Consider the following 16,032-nt stretch of genomic DNA (forward strand, 5'->3'; position numbering starts at 1 on the left):
ACGCCCGACACGATTCGAACGTATGACCTTTGCCTTCGGAGAACTTCGCGTCATCCAAAATCCCGCATTGCCGAAGCGGCGGGGATCGGCTATCCAGCCTGCACGGTTAGCGCCCGTAGCTCAGCTGGATAGAGCGTTGCCCTCCGAAGGCAAAGGTCACACGTTCGAATCGTGTCGGGCGCGCCAAAACTCCCACTTTCACTATTTAAACGCCGAAAAACGCCGCCGATTTCCGCCTGAATTGCGGTCGATCGGACAGCGCGAGGTTGCAGGTAGGCAAAAGGCGTAGAAACGGCGGCGTTTGGCGGTGGAAAAGTTCGAATCGCGTCCGGTCGAATGACGCGGTTTGGCAAAGGCCAGAGCCGACATATTCGTCGCTGATGGCAGCTTTGCGCCCTAATTTCAGTTCTCGACCTATGAATCTGCCAGACCAAAAGCGGACACACAGTGGTTTCGCCAGACTCGGGGGCGCCAATAGGCAGAATCAAAGCTTGCCTAGGACTTTGTCTAAGATCGGCGCTATCTTTTTCAGATCGTAGCCTTCCGAGTAACGGAAACGGCTGCCGGATGGGCGCCCGAAATTCCGCAGTGTGTCCGCAAGTCTTGCTTCGGCAGCTATTTTGTCAGGTCCCTTTGTATCTCGAACAGCAAGCACTAACTCGGCAAGGTGATGGGCTTTCCATCGGCCCAGTGTGTCTACGGTCTTATGGAGATTGAGCGCGCTAACTATCTTGTCGCCAAGCGCCAACGTCTCGTTCGGCAGCTTGTATCGTACCGTCCAATCGGAAAAGGAAGAGGCGGTCGAATCTAACTTCGGTCGACTCTTTATCGTCATAGGAAGAGCTGCTTTTGCCTTTTTCGTCACGACGCAATCCCGATTCCATAATCATTTCCATTCCCTGGCCATGAAGGAATTCGGCCAAGTCCGAGATGCGAACTAACAGTCGATAGCCATCAGATCGAACATCGTCGTCGTAATAAATTTCGCGGTCGTCTTCGACTTCTGGATGACCCCATACCTCGTAGATGAAAGTCGGCTCGGAATGATCCGAACGAAACCAACGAGCACCCCGGTCAGTTTGACGAGACAGACCCAACACTTTTGTAATGGCGCGCCCTGGCTCGCACTCAATGCGACGTGTCCCATTGCAAAAGCGGTCGGGGCGATCGAATCGACTGTCGCCGTCGTTGCTCTTAAGCCACCCCCGCAACACGTAGTCGCCAGCATCGATCTCGAGGTCGTCGCCCTCTGGCGGAATTCGGTAGTCAAAATCGTCCCAGGTCGTTTGGAAGGCTCGCACGAGCGCAGGGGCTGTATCTGAAGACACGAGGCCAGTGCTTACCCTGACCTCTTGGCGAAAGTTTCGCGAGGCAGTTGTGGCTGATTGATCGACCACGAGGTATCCGGGCCTATCGGCTACCATGATCTCGGCAAGAATCTCAGGATCCGTTGCATCCTTGCGCCATTCAGCGATCGGCCTCTGCGGAGGTCGCCAGAAGCCCTCCAAAAGGGGGCGACTTCCAACCAGATCAGACAACCAGAGAGGAGGCTCGGTAAGCTTGTCGATGCGAATCTCGTAGTCCAACGAGCCATAGTCCCAGTCGTGCTGCGCTAAACGGTGCGACGTTAGGATTTCTCCGCCCGCACACCACATCGCATGCCATTCGAGGTAGCTCTGATAGCGCTCAAGTGTCGGAAGGCTGCCGTGGCTATGGGAAGAGCGCCGCCAACTGCGGTCGTTGAAGCGGCCTTTACGCTTTTCTCGGGAGCCATATGGAGGCTCGTCTACGACGCCCCAAACGTCCGATATGTACTTGTCGGCCGTCTCGATGAAATCCGCCTCGGTAAGGTCTTCGAAAATCCCTATCCAGCTTGAATACCAGTATCGCAAGGTGTCCATCGTATCGAAATGAAATCTCAATCGAGGATTTTTTCTATGATCGAAGAAGTTATAACTCCCATAGTTGCGCTCCTTCTTTGTACCATTCGGGAGCGATGATTTATTGACCAACGTCAGTTCCTTTGTCTGAACGCGGTTAAAGCTCATGGCGTTGGCCGCCACCAGCTTTCTACACGCATCGGCTGCATAGTCTCGCATGAGAATATGCGGCAACGCCTTATCGGTAGCGACTTCAAAAAGCCGACCGCCTACGGGCGCAACGAATGCGGAGCAATCCAGGGCGATCCGATCGGTGGCAATCAGAAGCCAAAGGCGAGATGCAAGCCAGTAGTACGGCGCGTCCGGCTGTCGAAAAGCAATGTCCGTGGTTCTTTCAAACTGACCCCACAAAGCCTCAAACGTCGACTTCTCTCCGAAATGCGCGAGACATCTATCTGAGTTTGGCAATTGAACGCGGACAGGTCGCTTCCGGCCCCTAAGCCGTCAGTTAGACGGAAGACCGCGCGATGGTGTCGCTCGGGGACTCAGGCCCGTTTGCCCTACATCGCTACACGGAAAACATAGGCGTCTTCAATGCCATCGCGGTTGGCCCAATCCCAGTTCAATCCGCCTGCGCCTGCCGTCATGATCGCCCTGTTGCCGGTTGCGGAGGCGAGTGCCTTCAGTAAATCGCCACACGAGCCTTTCACGTGAGCCTCGTCCTTGCTGACCACATCGACCCGCTGGAGCAGCGTGCGGACGATCTGGCGCGGCGGCGAGCCAATTTTGCGTAGCTTTGCACGCGCATCTCCCGCCATGCGGATCACGTCCTGCATGGACAGCACGGGGCCTGTTGCGATCCACGATCGCTGCTACTCGGTCCGCTTCGATCTCGGCCTGGTCACGGAGGGCGGAAAGCTCAGCGACGCGCTCCCTGAACATGCGATCGGTACTGGCAAGCATGCCGTCTTCGACCGCCTTATAAAGATTCCGAAGCTTGCGTTCGGCCTCGTCCGCCTGCCCCCGCAGCTCAGTAACATGCTGTTGTCGACGATCCGCCCACGTTCCCCGGTGCGCCAGAAGCGGCGCCATCAATGCTTCGATCCGTTCGGGAGCAAGCAACGTCGATCCGAGGAAATCGATCGCGGTTTCGTCCAGCCGATCCATCCGGACCGCAGGGCCCTGGCATCCCGTCCGTCCCTGACGCCTTCGGGTCGAACAAGAGTAATAGCAGTACAATCGTCCGCTACTGCCCGTCCCGGTGCGAACGGTCATCGCTCCACCGCAACAGGCGCAGAAACAGATGCCCGTCAGCAATGTCGGCCCGCCGACCGCTTGCGGGTGCATCATCTTGGGGTTGCGCGACCGGAGCAGGTTCTGGACCTCGTTGAAGTCATGCGTCGCGATCAACGATGGCACGGACATGATGGCATGCTCCGTTGTTGCCTTCCGTTCTCTGGTGCGGGCATGGCTGCGGTTGAAGCGGTGCTCGCCCACATAGGTGGTGCGGGTCAGGATGGTATAGACCTGCGCTAGGCCCCAGCGCCCGCCATTGCGGGTGCGGATGCCGCGCTCGTTGAGGAAGCAGGCGATGGCCTTGACGCCCATCGGTCCGCTGAGGTCAGAAATCGAATGCAGGCACGCCGAGAGACGCGCCGCTGAAGAAGAGTGTCGATACCATCCTGGAGTCAGTGATCGGGCGTCTAATCGCGATCATGCTGGCAAAGCTCTTGGCGCGGACCTGCTGTCCGACGCGCTGCGCCGGATCGCACTGGCTTCGCAAAGCATCGGCATCGCGGCGGTTCTGATCCAGGCCAAGGACGAAGCGGAGAAACGCTTCTATCTGCGCTGGGCCGAGTTCATCGAATATCCCGAGGACAGCCTGACATTGTTCCTGCCCATTGAAACGGTGGTCGCCGCCTTCTGCTAGGCAAACAATAGGTGTCTGCCTCTCGGCGGACTGGGCTGGATGCGCGAAGCCGACATGCAGATGAAGTCGCCGCCACTGATGCAGACGATTTGCCGCCAGATTTCAGAGGGGACAGATTCCTTCGCCGCGCCATGGGCGCCGGACTCGACGGACTGGTGTCACTGTCGTGAAAACGGCGGCAATCGGCGGACTGCCAATGATGAGGCCGGCAGCCCTTCCGTCCCGTTTTCCAAGTCAACCGAGGTTGCGGTTCAAGAGCCACGAGCTTCGATTCTTACAAAAGGAGGGCCTTAGAGGGCTATGGAGTAGACATAGTTCTCAGTTTCGCCCGCGGCGGCGCGCCATTAAAACCAATCGCTTACGTTCGTTGTGCCCATTCGCCCACACGGCTGTCCCACACAGCCGCGAAGGACGGTGCGCGTTCGCGTGACACAAGGCGATTGCCGCAGCTCTGGCCATGTGCCTGGTCGCGGCCGTACGAATGCGGGGATTGCTGCGCAACGCGAGCGCCTCGCGACCGGGACTGAAGACGTGGTCGACGACGCGCTGCTTTCCGGCCGGGCCGACCAGTCAACGATGGCGATGCGGCTGGAGGTCCACCCTTCGGGCCCGTCATCGCCGACCCCGCGCCGGCGGATTCGGCTGGCGCGCTGGACGTCGATGACGCCCCCCTGCTCTCGCTGCACGGCACGGCCCAGATTTCCTTGCCGTTCCTGGCGAAAGACGGCGGAACCGGCGGACCAGGCCCCGTGACCATTCACACCTATGGTGCAAGGGCTGCAGCGAAGACCGACGCGATCGCCTCGAGCCTGCGTGCATAGTCCTCGGCGCCCGGTGCGGTGCCGAGCTTCGCTCCCGCGGCGGCAAAGAGCAGGCTGGCAACCCAATCCTCGGCGCTGGCCGAGAGACGCGACAAGGCAATCTCTCCGCGTTGTTCGGCCTGCGAGAGCAGGTCGCGGGCGAACGTCGTGAAGATCCGTTCGAAAGCCTGCAATTGGCGCGTCGCGATGGTGTTCATCACCGCCTTCAGCTCGACGAGATGCTCGCCGGTGCCGAAACTGGCATAGGCCTGCCCGTGATGGGCCTGGAGCAGTGCAGCGAGCCGCTCCGGAAACGGCCCCTGCGCTGCGACCACCTCACGGCAACGTGCTTCGACGCGGCGCCCGAGCAGGTCCAGCATGGCCCGGAAGACGTCGTCCTTGCCCTTGAAATGCAGGTAGAGCGTCGCCTTGGCGAGCCCGGCCTCCCTGGCGATGTCGTCCATCGAGCTGCGCTTGTAGCCATAGCGGGCAAACAGCCGCAGCGCCGCATCGGCGATCTGGTCGACGCGGGCATGGGCATCGTCGACGGGGAGCGGGCTGGAACTTTCGCTTTTGTTCGGCATTGCGGCGTCAGTAGTCTTGACAAAATCCAAACTGCGCGCGACCATCCTAATTAGACTCAAATCGTCTAAATAGTCCAGTCGCGCGACCCAGGGCTACGGATCCATCGCCCGCCATCTGGTATGTCAGATAGGGCCATCGAGGGCGAGCCCTCGATCCGCACCATGGTGCCGCGCTGCGTCTTGCCAGCATCGGAGGCAACCATGGTCTCTCTCAAAGTCAACGGGACGGCGCATACCGTCGATGTCGACGACGACACGCCCCTGCTCTGGGTCATCCGCGACAATCTCGGCCTGACCGGCACCAAGTTCGGCTGCGGCGTCGCCCAATGCGGCGCCTGCACCGTTTTCATCGACGGCCAGCCCCTGCGCTCCTGCGTGACGCCGGCCTCTGCTGTCGGCACCAGCGAGATCACCACGATCGAGGGCCTCGCCGGCAAGGAGGCGGATGCCGTCCAGGCCGCCTGGACCGCGCGCGACGTGCCGCAATGCGGCTATTGCCAGTCCGGCCAGGTGATGAGCGCCATCGCCCTGCTCAAGGAAAACAGGAAGCCGAGCGACCGCGATATCGACCTCGCGATGAACGGCAATATCTGCCGCTGCGCCACTTATGTCCGTATCCGCGCCGCGATCCATGACGCGGCCCGCGCGCTGGAGATCTGAGCCATGACCGCGCATGACCCCAAGCTTTCCCGCCGCTCGCTGCTGGCCGGCGCCGGGGCCCTCGTCATCGGTTTCCATCTGCCGCGCGGCGCCAAGGCCCAGTCCGGCGCCGGCGCAGCCTATCGGCCGGGCGGCAACGCCACCTTCGCGCCGAACGCCTTCATCCGCGTCTCGCCCGATTCCACCGTGACCGTGCTGATCAAGCATATCGAAATGGGGCAAGGCCCGTTCACCGGCCTCGCCACGCTCGCGGCCGAAGAGATGGACGCGGCCTGGAGCCAGATGCGCGCCGAGCATGCGCCTGCGGACGTCAAGCTCTATGCCAATCTCGCCTTCGGCGTGCAGGGCACCGGCGGCTCGACCGCCATCGCCAATAGCTGGGAGCAGATGCGCAAGGCGGGCGCCGCGGCGCGCATGATGCTGGTGCAGGCCGCGGCCGATAGCTGGAAGGTTCCGACCGGCGAGATCAAGGTCGAGGAGGGCGTGATCAGCCACGCCTCCGGCCGCAAGGGATCGTTCGGCGAATTCGCTGAAGCCGCCGCCAAGCTGTCGGTCCCCGAGAACCCGCCCCTGAAGCCGGCCTCGGCCTATAAGTTCATCGGCAAGGAAGGCGCGGTGAAGCGCCTCGACAGCGCCGACAAGTCGCGCGGCAAGGCGCAGTTCACCATCGACATCCACGCGCCCGGCATGCTGACGGTCGTCGTCGCCCGCTCGCCGCGCTTCGGCGGCAAGGTCGCGAGCTTCGATGCGGCGGAAGCGCTGAAGGTCAAGGGCGTCGTCGATGTGAAGTCGATCGGCTACGGCGTCGCGGTCTATGCCAACGGCATGTGGCCGGCGCTGAAGGGGCGCGAGGCGCTGAAGGTGACCTGGGACGACAGCCAGGCGGAAAAGCGCGGCAGCTCCGAGCTCATCGCCGAATATCGCAGGCTCACCCGCCAGCCCGGCACGGTCGCCGGCAGCCATGGCGATGCCGAGGCGGCACTCGCCAAGGCCGAGCGCGTCATCGAGGCGGAGTTCGTCTTCCCCTATCTGGCGCATGCGCCGATGGAGCCGCTCGACGGCTATCTGGAATGGGACGGCGAGAAGGCTCACGCCCGCTTCGGCAGCCAGTTCCAGACCACCGAGCACCAGACCATCGCCGGCGTCCTCGGCCTGCCGCCCGAGAAGGTGACGCTCGAGACCATGCTCGCCGGCGGCAGCTTCGGCCGGCGCGCGCAGGTCAGCCAGCATCTGGCGGCCGAGCTCGCCACGGTCGCCAAGACGATCGGCCCGAACCGCCCGGTCAAGGTGGTCTGGACCCGCGAGGATGATCTCACCGGCGGCTATTACCGCCCGCTCTTCGTCCATCGCTTCCGGGGCGCGGTGAAGGACGGCAAGATCGCGGCATGGTCGAGCACGCTCGTCGGCCAATCCTTCTTCCTCGGCACGCCCTTCGAGGCGATGGTGGTGAAGAACGGCATCGACGCGACCTCGGTCGAGGGCGCCAACGAGATCTTCTACGAAGTTCCGGACTTCCGCTGCGAGGTGCATAATCCCAAGGTCGGCGTGCCGACGCTCTGGTGGCGCTCGGTCGGCCACACCCATACCGGCTATGCCGTCGAGTGCTTCGTCGACGAACTGCTCCAGGCGGCCGGGCAGGATGCGGTCCAGGGCCGGCTTGCCTTGATGGGCGACAGGCATCCACGCGCAGCCGGGGTGCTCAAGGCCGTCGCCGAGCTCGCAGGCTGGAAGGGGCCGGGACCGGTCGACGGCCGTGCCCGCGGTGTCGCCGTGGTCGAGAGCTTCGGTTCCTTCGTCGCCCAGATCGCGGAGGTCTCGATGGGGCCGGAGGGCGAGCCAAAGGTGCACAAGGTCTGGTGCGCGGTCGATTGCGGCGTCGCCGTCAATCCCGACATCATCCGGGCGCAGGTCGAGGGCGGCATCGGCTTCGGCCTCGGCCACGCCCTCTACGGCCAGATCACGCTCGACGGCGGCCGGCCGGTCCAGACCAATTTCCACGAATACCGCTCGTTGCGCATCCACGAGATGCCGGAGGTCGAGGTGGCGATCATCGCCTCGACCGAAAAGCCGAGCGGCATCGGCGAACCCGGCGTGCCGCCGATCGGCCCCGCCGTCGCCAATGCGCTCGCCGCGCTCGGCCATGGCCGGCCGCGACAGCTGCCGATGCAGGGAGGCTCGGTCTGATGAGCCGCAACCTGATCCTCGCCGCAGGCGCGGCGCTCGCGGTCTGCCTCGGTGGCAGCGCCCTGACCCTGGCGCAGAATGCCGGGCAGGCCCAATCCGGCGGCGCGGCCTTGCGCCCGGCGTCGAGCTTCGCCTCGATCGCCAATCAGCACGACCGCTCGGTCGCACTGTTCAACGAGATGGGCAAGGTGCTCACCCATCCGCGCTGCATGAACTGCCACCCCGCGACGGAGCGGCCGCGCCAGGGCGATCTGCGCAAGCTGCACGAGCCCGTCGTCGTGCGTGGCAAGGACGGCCACGGCGCGGCCGGCCTGCCTTGTGCAACCTGTCACGGCAAACAGAACTTCGACCCGGCAGGCGTTCCGGGCGATGGGCACTGGGCGCTCGCTCCGGCCTCGATGGCCTGGGAAGGCAAGACGATCGGCCAGATCTGCGAGCAGTTGAAGGACCAGAACCGCAACGGCAGCCGCGACGCCGCGGCGCTGATCAAGCACGTCACCACCGACACCCTCGTGCTCTGGGGCTGGAATCCCGGCAAGGGTCGCGCGCCCGCTCCCGGCACGGCGGCCGAATTCGGCGCATTGATGCAGGCCTGGGCCGATAGCGGCGCAGCCTGTCCGGCACCGTAGCGGGCACAACGCAGCCCGCCCCCTGCAGACGCAACCTGGCCGGCGCCGCCCGGCCAGGGGCGCGTACGACCCTTCAACGCGACCGTCCACGCGACGGCCGTTCCGTCATGCGGACAGGCAAACTGGGATGGCACGATTCCTGATTGAGTGATCCCTGATCATTCAACCGGGAACATCGGCAAGGCATGGCGCCCAATCTGCGTATCCTTATCGTCGGCGCGAGCCAGGTCAGGGCTGCGATCATCACGGAAGGCCTGCGCGAAGCGGGCTACCAGCAACTTGTCCACCTCACCGCAACCACGGGGCTCGTTGCCGCCATCGAGGCCCACGATCCCGACGTCGTGGTGGTCGACCTCGAGAACCCCGGCCGCGACGCCTTGGCCGACATGCTCCTGGTCAGCCGCCATGTCCGCCGCCCGATCACCCTGTTCGTGGACCAATCCGACGCGGCCTCGATCGAAGCGGCAGTCGAGGCCGGTGTTTCCGCCTATATCGTCGACGGGCTGAAGAAGGAGCGGATGCGACCGATCCTGCAGATCTGCATCAGCCGCTTCAATGCTGTCCGAAAGCTGCGCGAGGAGCTCGACGAAGCCCGCTCGCAGCTCGAGGATCGCAAGACGGTCGACCGGGCCAAGAGCATCGTCATGCGGCTGAAGAGCCTCTCCGAGGACGACGCCTATGCCTTGATGCGCCGGACCGCGATGAACGAGAAGCGCAAGCTCGTCGACATCGCCCGCTCCCTGATCACCGCCGCGGAGATGTTGAAGTGACGGTCCTGCACCTGCGGGTCGGCTCCACGCCGCCGATCGACGCCGCGAAGCTCCCTCCTCCCGCTCAATTTGAAGGCATTTTCGTCTCTGGCGAATTGTTGCCCATTAATTAGGCGACCGCGTCGGAATTGTGCACCGCAACAATGCGCGCCCACCCCGGCCCGTGGGCGTCCCGAACGCGCAATCTCCCGCAACTCAAGCCCGGCTCCGCCGGCGAAGCGGTTGGCACGATCCTTGTAGAATATGTTGCGACGCGGCCAAAGCTGCCCGCGCCATCCCGATCCGGAAGACACAGCAACGTCGCTGTCGAATGCGCCTGCCAGGCGTTTTCGCGCGGCGTTTTCGCGTTCGGGGTGGCTTCAGGCGGGCAGCCATTCAGCAATCGGGAGGCGATCCATGACGCATAGCTCCACGACCGACATCCGGACGGTCGCTGCCCGGCAGACGAGCGCAAGCCGCCGCGACTTCCTGCACCTGTCCGGCACCGCCGCGCTGCTTGCCGCGGCGAAGGTGGCCCTGCCCTCCGGCGCCTTCGCGCAGGCGACCGGCCCCGAGGTCAAGGGCACGCGGCTCGGCTACATCGCCCTGACCGACGCCGCGCCGCTGATCATCGCGAAGGAGAAAGGCCTCTTCGCCAAGCACGGCCTGCCCGACATGGAGATCGCCAAGCAGGCCTCCTGGGGCGCGACGCGCGACAACATGGCGCTCGGCTTCAAGGCGAACGGCATCGATGGCGGCCACATCCTGCGCCCGAAGACGCATCTCTATACGACCGGCAAGGTCATGCAGAACGGCCAGCCTCTGCCGATGTACACGCTGCTCAACCTCAACGAGGACGGGCAGGCGATCTCGGTCTCCAACGAATACAAGGACCTGAACGTCCAGAAGGACGCCTCGCCGCTGAAGCAGGCCTTCGAGCGGAAGAAGGCTGCCGGCAAGGAACTGACCGCCGCGATGACCTTCCCGGGCGGCACCCACGATCTCTGGATCCGTTACTGGCTCGCTGCCGGGGGCATCGACCCCGATACCGAGATCAAGGTCATCGTCGTGCCGCCGCCGCAGATGGTGGCGAACATGAAGGTCGGCACCATGGACTGCTTCTGCGTCGGCGAGCCGTGGAACGAACAGCTCGTCAACCAGAACATCGGCTACACCGCGCTGACCACCGGCGAGCTCTGGTTCAAACATCCCGAGAAGATCCTCGGCATGCGCGCCGATTTCGTCGACGCCAACCCGAAGGCGACGCAGGCCGTCCTGATGGCGGTGATGGAAGCCCAGCAATGGGCCGACAAGATGGAGAACCGCCAGGAACTCGCCGAGATCGTCGGCAAGCGGCAATGGTTCAACGTCCCCACCGGCGACATCAACAAGCGGCTGCTCGGCGATATCAACTACGGCAATGGCCGCGAGGCGAAGGGCACCAATCTCTACATGAAGTTCTGGGGCGAAGGCGGCGCGACCTCCTATCCCTGGAAGAGCCTCGACACCTGGTTCGTCACCGAGAACATCCGCTGGGGCAAGTTCGACCCGACGATCGACATCAAGGCGCTGGTCGACAAGACCAATCGCGCCGATCTCTGGCGCGAGGCCGCGAAGACGCTCGGCGTCGCCGGTGCCCCGACCGCCGATTCCCGCGGCGTCGAGACCTTCTTCGACGGCATGAAGTTCGATCCCGCGGCGCCGCTGGACTATCTCAAGGCGCTGAAGATCAAGCGGGTGGCCTGACGCCATGGCCGAGCCGCTGATCATCGTCGGCAATGGCATGGCCGCGACACGGCTGGCCGATGAGCTCAGCCAGCGCGCGCTCGGGCGCTATTCCATCGCCGTGATCGGGGACGAGCCGCGCCTCGCCTATAACCGCGTCCTGCTCTCGCCCCTGCTGGCGGGCGAGATCGGCGGCAGCGAGATCGAACTCAAGCCGGCGGAGTGGTGGCGGGCGCGGGGCGTCTCGACATTCTACGGCCGCGCCGTCACCGCGATCGACCGCGCCGCCAGGACGGTGACGCTGAGCGACGGGCTCAGCCTGCCCTATGGCAAGCTCGTCCTTGCCACCGGCTCGCGGCCGCTGATGCCACCGGTGCCGGGCTTCGAATTGCCCGGCGTCGCCACGTTCCGCGACGTCGCCGATGCCGCGCGGTTTCGTGCCGTGGCCGCGGGCGCGCATGTCGTGGTGATCGGTGGCGGGCTGCTCGGTCTGGAGGCGGCTCACGGGCTCGCCAGGATCGGCGGCAAGGTCACGCTCCTGCATCTGGCCGACCGGCTGATGGAGCGCCAGCTCGACCGCGAGGGCGCGAGCCTGCTCGCCGCTGCGATCGCCGCGCGCGGCATCGACATCCGGCTGAATTGCACGGCCGAGCGCTTCGTCGGCGAGGTTCGGGTCGAGGCGGTGGAGTTGCCCGACGGCAGCGCGATCCCGGCCGATCTCGTCGTCGTCGCCATCGGCGTGCGCCCGCGCGTCGAGCTCGCAGTGGCGGCGGGACTCGACGTCAATCGCGGCATCGACGTCGATGACGGGCTTGCCAGCAGCGATCCTGCGATCTTCGCCATCGGCGAATGCGCCGAGCACCGCGGCCAGACCTACGGCCTGGTCGAGCCGGCCTATGAGCAGGCGCGGGTGCTGGCGGCACGGCTCGCCGACCGGAGGGAGCGCTATACCGGCTCGCTGCTCTCCACCAATCTCAAGGTCTCCGGCGTCGGTGTCTTCTCGGCCGGCGAGTTCGATGCCGGCGAGGGCACCGAGACGGTCGTGCTGCGCGATCCCGCCGCCGGCATCTACCGCAAGTTCGTGCTGCGCGACGGCCGGCTCGCCGGCTGCGTGCTGGTCGGCGATACGCAGGGCGCGCTGTTCTATCTCGGGCTGATCCGCTCGGGACAGGACATCAGCGCGATCCGCGCCGACCTGCCCTTCGGCGAAAGCTATTGCGTCAGGGAAGCCGCCTGATGCGCCATGACGCTCCCCTCGCCCCGGCCGCGACGCGCACCACCTGCCCCTATTGCGGGGTCGGCTGCGGGGTGCTGGCGACGCCGGACGGGCGGGGCGGGGCGACCATCGCAGGCGATGGAGAGCATCCGACCAATCGGGGACGGCTCTGTTCCAAGGGCTCCGCGCTCGGCGAGACGCTGGGGCTCGGCCACCGCGTGCTGCACCCGCTGAAGCGCAATGCGGCGGGCGGCTATGACCGCGTGAGCTGGGATGCCGCACTCGATGCGGTGGCGGACGGCTTGCGCGCCATCATCGACCGCGACGGGCCGGAGGCGGCCGCCTTCTATCTCTCGGGCCAGCTCCTGACCGAGGATTACTACATCGCCAACAAGCTGATGAAGGGCTTCATCGGCTCGCCCCATGTCGACACCAATTCGCGGCTTTGCATGTCCTCGACGGTCGCGGCGCAGCGCCGGGCCTTCGGCTCGGACACGGTGCCCGGCGCCTATGAGGATTTCGACAGCGCCGACCTGGTCGTCCTCGTCGGCTCGAACACGGCCTGGTGCCATCCGATCCTGTTCCGGCGGATGCAGGACAACCGGCGCGAGCGCGGCGCGCGCCTCGTCGTGTTGGATCCGCGTGTCACCGCGACGGCGGACGATGCCGATATGTTGCTGGCGTTGAAGCCGGGCTCCGACGCCGCGCTCTTCGCCGGCCTTCTCGTCCACCTCGCCGATCGCGGCCTCGTCGACCGCAGCTATGTCGCGCGCCATGTCGCGGGTTTCGACGAAGCGCTCACCAATGCGCGGGAGATCGCACCCGATATCGCCGCCGTTTGCATCGCCACCGGCCTGCCGAAGGAGCGGATCGCGGCCTTCTACGAACTCTGGGCCAGCACGCCACATGTGGTCACGGCCTGGAGCCAGGGCGTCAACCAGTCGGCGCAAGGCACCGACAAGGTCGCGGCGATCCTGAACTGCCACCTGGCCACCGGCCGGATCGGGCGGCCCGGCTGCGGGCCCTTCTCCCTCACCGGCCAGCCCAATGCCATGGGCGGGCGCGAGGTCGGCGGGCTCGCCAACATGCTCGCCGCCCATATGGGCTACGCGCCGGACGAGATCGACCGCGTCCGCCGCTTCTGGCAGGCGCCCAACATCGCCCGCCGCGAGGGGCTGAAAGCCGTCCAGATGCTGGACGCGGTCGCGGATGGTCGCATTCGCGCCCTATGGGTGATGGCGACCAACCCGGCCGTCTCTCTCCCGAATGCCGACAAGGTCAGCGCCGCGCTCGCCGGGCTGGACCTCTTCATCGTCTCAGAGAACGTACTCTCGAACGACACCCTGGAGGCCAGACCCCATTACATCCTGCCGGCGGCGGCCTGGGGCGAGAAGGATGGCACCGTCACCAATTCCGAGCGGCGGATCTCACGCCAGCGCGCCTTCCTGCCGCTGCCGGGCGAAGCGAAGCCGGACTGGTGGATCATCGGCGAGGTCGCGAAGCGTCTCGGTTTCGGCGAGGCCTTCGCCTATGCCGGCCCGCACGAGATCTATGCCGAACACGCGGCGCTCTCCGCCTTCGAGAACGACGGCACGCGCGATTTCGACATCGGCGCCCATGCCGGCCTCGACCGGGCCGGCTATGACGGGCTTCGGCCCGTGCAATGGCCTGCGCCGGCATGGCAGCCCGGCGGCACCGACCGCCTCTTCGGAGACGGTGGCTTTTTCGGCCCCGAACGGCGCGCGCAGATGCACCCGCTCGCCGCCCCGAAGCTCGCCGCGCAGGCGAGCGGCGATTTCCCGCTGCTGCTCAACACCGGCCGTGTCCGTGACCACTGGCACAGCATGACCCGGACCGGCTTCAGTCCACGGCTCAGCGCCCATATCGCCGAACCCTCGGTCTCCGTGAATCCCGCCGACATCGCGCGTTTCGGGTTGGTGGAAGGCGGCTTCGCCCGCCTCGCTAGTATCCACGGCACCGCGATCCTGAGGGTCGTGGCCGATGGCGGCGTGGCCGAGGGAGCGGCGTTCGCGCCGATCCACTGGTCGGGGGAGACGGCGTCCGACGCGCGCATCGGCGCCCTGACGCAGCCGCTTTGCGACCCCTTCTCGGGCCAGCCCGAAATGAAGGCGACGCCGGTTTCGGTCGCGGCGGTCGCCTATCGCTTCGAAGGCTTCGTCCTGGCGCGCGAGCCCTTTGCCCTGTCGGCAGAGAGCTGGTGGGCACGGCTTGCCGTGCAGGGCGGCGAGGGCAGGCTTTTCGCCACCAACCTGTCCATCGATGCAATCGCGCCCCTGATGCGCGAGCGTTTCGGCACGGACGAACTGACCGAGCTGATCGACCGCGACGGCGGCAGCTATCGCTGTGCCGTGCTCCGGGATGGCCGACTCCTGACCGCTTTCTTTCTCGCTCCTGCCGGCCGCGCCCCGCTCTGGGACACGGTCAAGGCCATCTTCGCCGATCCAACGGCAGCCGTGGAGAGCCGGCTAGCGATGCTTGCCGGGCGCGATCCCGGCGGCACCGATCCCGGCCCGACCGTCTGTGCCTGCTTCGGCGTCGGCCTGAACGCGATCCGCGCCGCCTTCGAAGCTGGTGCCGCGACAGCCGAAGAGATCGGCCTTCAGCTCAAGGCGGGGACCAATTGCGGCTCCTGCCTTCCCGAAATCCGTCGCATCCGCTCGCAGGCCGGCGCAAGCGAGGCCGCATGACGCATGCGACGGAAAAGCTCGATCAGAAGCGCGATCAGAGGAGAGACTGGAACATGGGTCTGCCTGTCTTGAAAGGCGCGGCTGCCGGCTCGACGGTCGTCACGCTCCCGGGAAAACCCTCCGCGATCCTGCCCCTGCCGGCCGGACCCGCGAAGCCCTTCGCGGCCAGGCTGGCTCCCCTTGCGAAAGGCGCGCTCGCCAACCTGCTGCCGCCATTCATCACGGTCGCGCTGATCCTGCTGTTCTGGCAGCTCGCCGCCTCCGGCCCGCAATCCTCGCTTCCGACGCCGAGCAAGATCTGGGAGGAGGCGAAGGACCTGATCGTCGAGCCGTTCTACTGGGCGGGATCGCAGGATATCGGGCTGGGCTGGCGCATCCTCGTCTCGCTGCAGCGCGTCGCCATCGGCTTCAGCCTGGCCGCCGTCGTCGGCGTGCTGCTCGGAGCGCTCGTCGGCCAGTCGGTCTGGGCAACGCGCGGGCTCGATCCGGTCTTCCAGGTGCTGCGCACCGTGCCGCCACTCGCCTGGCTGCCGCTCTCGCTCGCCGCCTTCCGCGACAGCCAGCCCTCGGCGATCTTCGTGATCTTCATCACCGCGATCTGGCCGGTGATCATCAACACGGCGGTCGGCATCCGCAACATCCCGCAGGATTACCGCAACGTCGCGCAGGTGCTGCGGCTGAACCAGATCGAGTTCTTCTTCAAGATCATGGTGCCATCGGCCGCGCCTTACATCTTCACGGGCTTGAGGATCGGCGTCGGCCTGTCATGGCTTGCCATCGTCGCAGCAGAGATGCTGACCGGTGGTGTCGGCATCGGCTTCTTCATCTGGGATGCGTGGAACTCGTCCCGCCTCTCCGACATCATCGTGGCGCTGGTCTATATCGGCGTGGTCGGCTTCCTGCTCGACCGCCTCGTCGCCCTCGTCGGCCATGTCGTCACCCGCGGCACCGCGACCAACTGAGGGGA

12 protein-coding genes, 1 tRNA gene and 1 pseudogene are annotated in these 16,032 nt (G+C 65.4%); 10 read left to right on the plus strand and 4 right to left on the minus strand.

The window, feature by feature from the left end; all coding sequences use genetic code 11:
• The first annotated feature begins 109 nt into the window (after positions 1–109).
• Positions 110–186: transfer RNA gene (locus AC1RLU_RS23205), tRNA-Arg, on the plus strand.
• A gap of 536 nt (positions 187–722) precedes the next feature.
• On the opposite strand, the gene AC1RLU_RS23210 is transcribed toward AC1RLU_RS23205, so the two are convergent.
• The 3 genes and pseudogenes from AC1RLU_RS23210 to AC1RLU_RS23220 form a co-directional block, all read right to left on the minus strand.
• Positions 723–2,114 carry a hypothetical protein gene (locus tag AC1RLU_RS23210; protein ID WP_492798476.1) on the minus strand — a complete coding sequence of 464 codons (1,392 nt, stop codon included), beginning with the start codon at positions 2,112–2,114 and terminating at the stop codon, positions 723–725.
• Between the two features lie 326 nt (positions 2,115–2,440).
• Positions 2,441–2,716, minus strand: a complete 276-nt coding sequence (locus tag AC1RLU_RS23215; RefSeq protein ID WP_492798600.1) for a hypothetical protein — start codon at positions 2,714–2,716, stop codon at positions 2,441–2,443.
• A 358-nt stretch (positions 2,717–3,074) separates the two neighbouring features.
• Positions 3,075–3,488: pseudogene (locus tag AC1RLU_RS23220) on the minus strand (recombinase family protein); the annotation flags it as partial.
• On the opposite strand from AC1RLU_RS23220, the gene AC1RLU_RS23225 reads away from it, so the two are divergent.
• A complete protein-coding gene (locus AC1RLU_RS23225) occupies positions 3,472–3,810 on the plus strand; it encodes a hypothetical protein (protein WP_492798477.1) in 339 nt (112 codons plus the stop codon). The pseudogene AC1RLU_RS23220 and the gene AC1RLU_RS23225 sit on opposite strands and share 17 nt — an antisense overlap.
• Before the next feature lie 763 nt (positions 3,811–4,573).
• On the opposite strand, the gene AC1RLU_RS23230 is transcribed toward AC1RLU_RS23225, so the two are convergent.
• Positions 4,574–5,194 (minus strand): TetR/AcrR family transcriptional regulator, encoded by a 621-nt coding sequence (locus AC1RLU_RS23230; RefSeq protein ID WP_492798478.1) that lies wholly within the window; start codon positions 5,192–5,194, stop codon positions 4,574–4,576.
• Between the two features lie 201 nt (positions 5,195–5,395).
• On the opposite strand from AC1RLU_RS23230, the gene AC1RLU_RS23235 reads away from it, so the two are divergent.
• From AC1RLU_RS23235 to ntrB, 8 genes are all read left to right on the plus strand, one after another.
• Positions 5,396–5,854, plus strand: coding sequence for a (2Fe-2S)-binding protein (locus AC1RLU_RS23235; protein ID WP_142114538.1), 459 nt, complete (start codon positions 5,396–5,398; stop codon positions 5,852–5,854).
• Between the two features lie 3 nt (positions 5,855–5,857).
• Entirely contained in the window at positions 5,858–8,038 is a 2,181-nt protein-coding gene (locus tag AC1RLU_RS23240; RefSeq protein WP_492798479.1) for a xanthine dehydrogenase family protein molybdopterin-binding subunit, read from the plus strand.
• Positions 8,038–8,667, plus strand: coding sequence for an Isoquinoline 1-oxidoreductase subunit (locus tag AC1RLU_RS23245; protein WP_492798480.1), 630 nt, complete (start codon positions 8,038–8,040; stop codon positions 8,665–8,667). The genes AC1RLU_RS23240 and AC1RLU_RS23245 overlap by 1 nt, the downstream gene beginning before the upstream one ends.
• Before the next feature lie 185 nt (positions 8,668–8,852).
• Complete coding sequence (locus AC1RLU_RS23250) at positions 8,853–9,437, plus strand: ANTAR domain-containing response regulator (RefSeq protein WP_492798481.1); 585 nt, start codon at positions 8,853–8,855, stop codon at positions 9,435–9,437.
• A 396-nt stretch (positions 9,438–9,833) separates the two neighbouring features.
• A complete protein-coding gene (locus AC1RLU_RS23255; RefSeq protein ID WP_492798482.1) occupies positions 9,834–11,162 on the plus strand; it encodes a CmpA/NrtA family ABC transporter substrate-binding protein in 1,329 nt (442 codons plus the stop codon).
• 4 nt (positions 11,163–11,166) lie between these two features.
• A complete protein-coding gene (locus AC1RLU_RS23260) occupies positions 11,167–12,378 on the plus strand; it encodes an NAD(P)/FAD-dependent oxidoreductase (RefSeq protein WP_492798483.1) in 1,212 nt (403 codons plus the stop codon).
• Entirely contained in the window at positions 12,378–15,065 is a 2,688-nt protein-coding gene (locus AC1RLU_RS23265; RefSeq protein WP_492798484.1) for a molybdopterin-dependent oxidoreductase, read from the plus strand. The genes AC1RLU_RS23260 and AC1RLU_RS23265 overlap by 1 nt, the downstream gene beginning before the upstream one ends.
• A gap of 53 nt (positions 15,066–15,118) precedes the next feature.
• Positions 15,119–16,027 carry a nitrate ABC transporter permease gene (gene ntrB, locus AC1RLU_RS23270; protein ID WP_492798485.1) on the plus strand — a complete coding sequence of 303 codons (909 nt, stop codon included), beginning with the start codon at positions 15,119–15,121 and terminating at the stop codon, positions 16,025–16,027.
• Positions 16,028–16,032 lie beyond the last annotated feature (5 nt).

Source organism: Allobosea sp. GW822-FHT05A11, assembly GCF_058800455.1.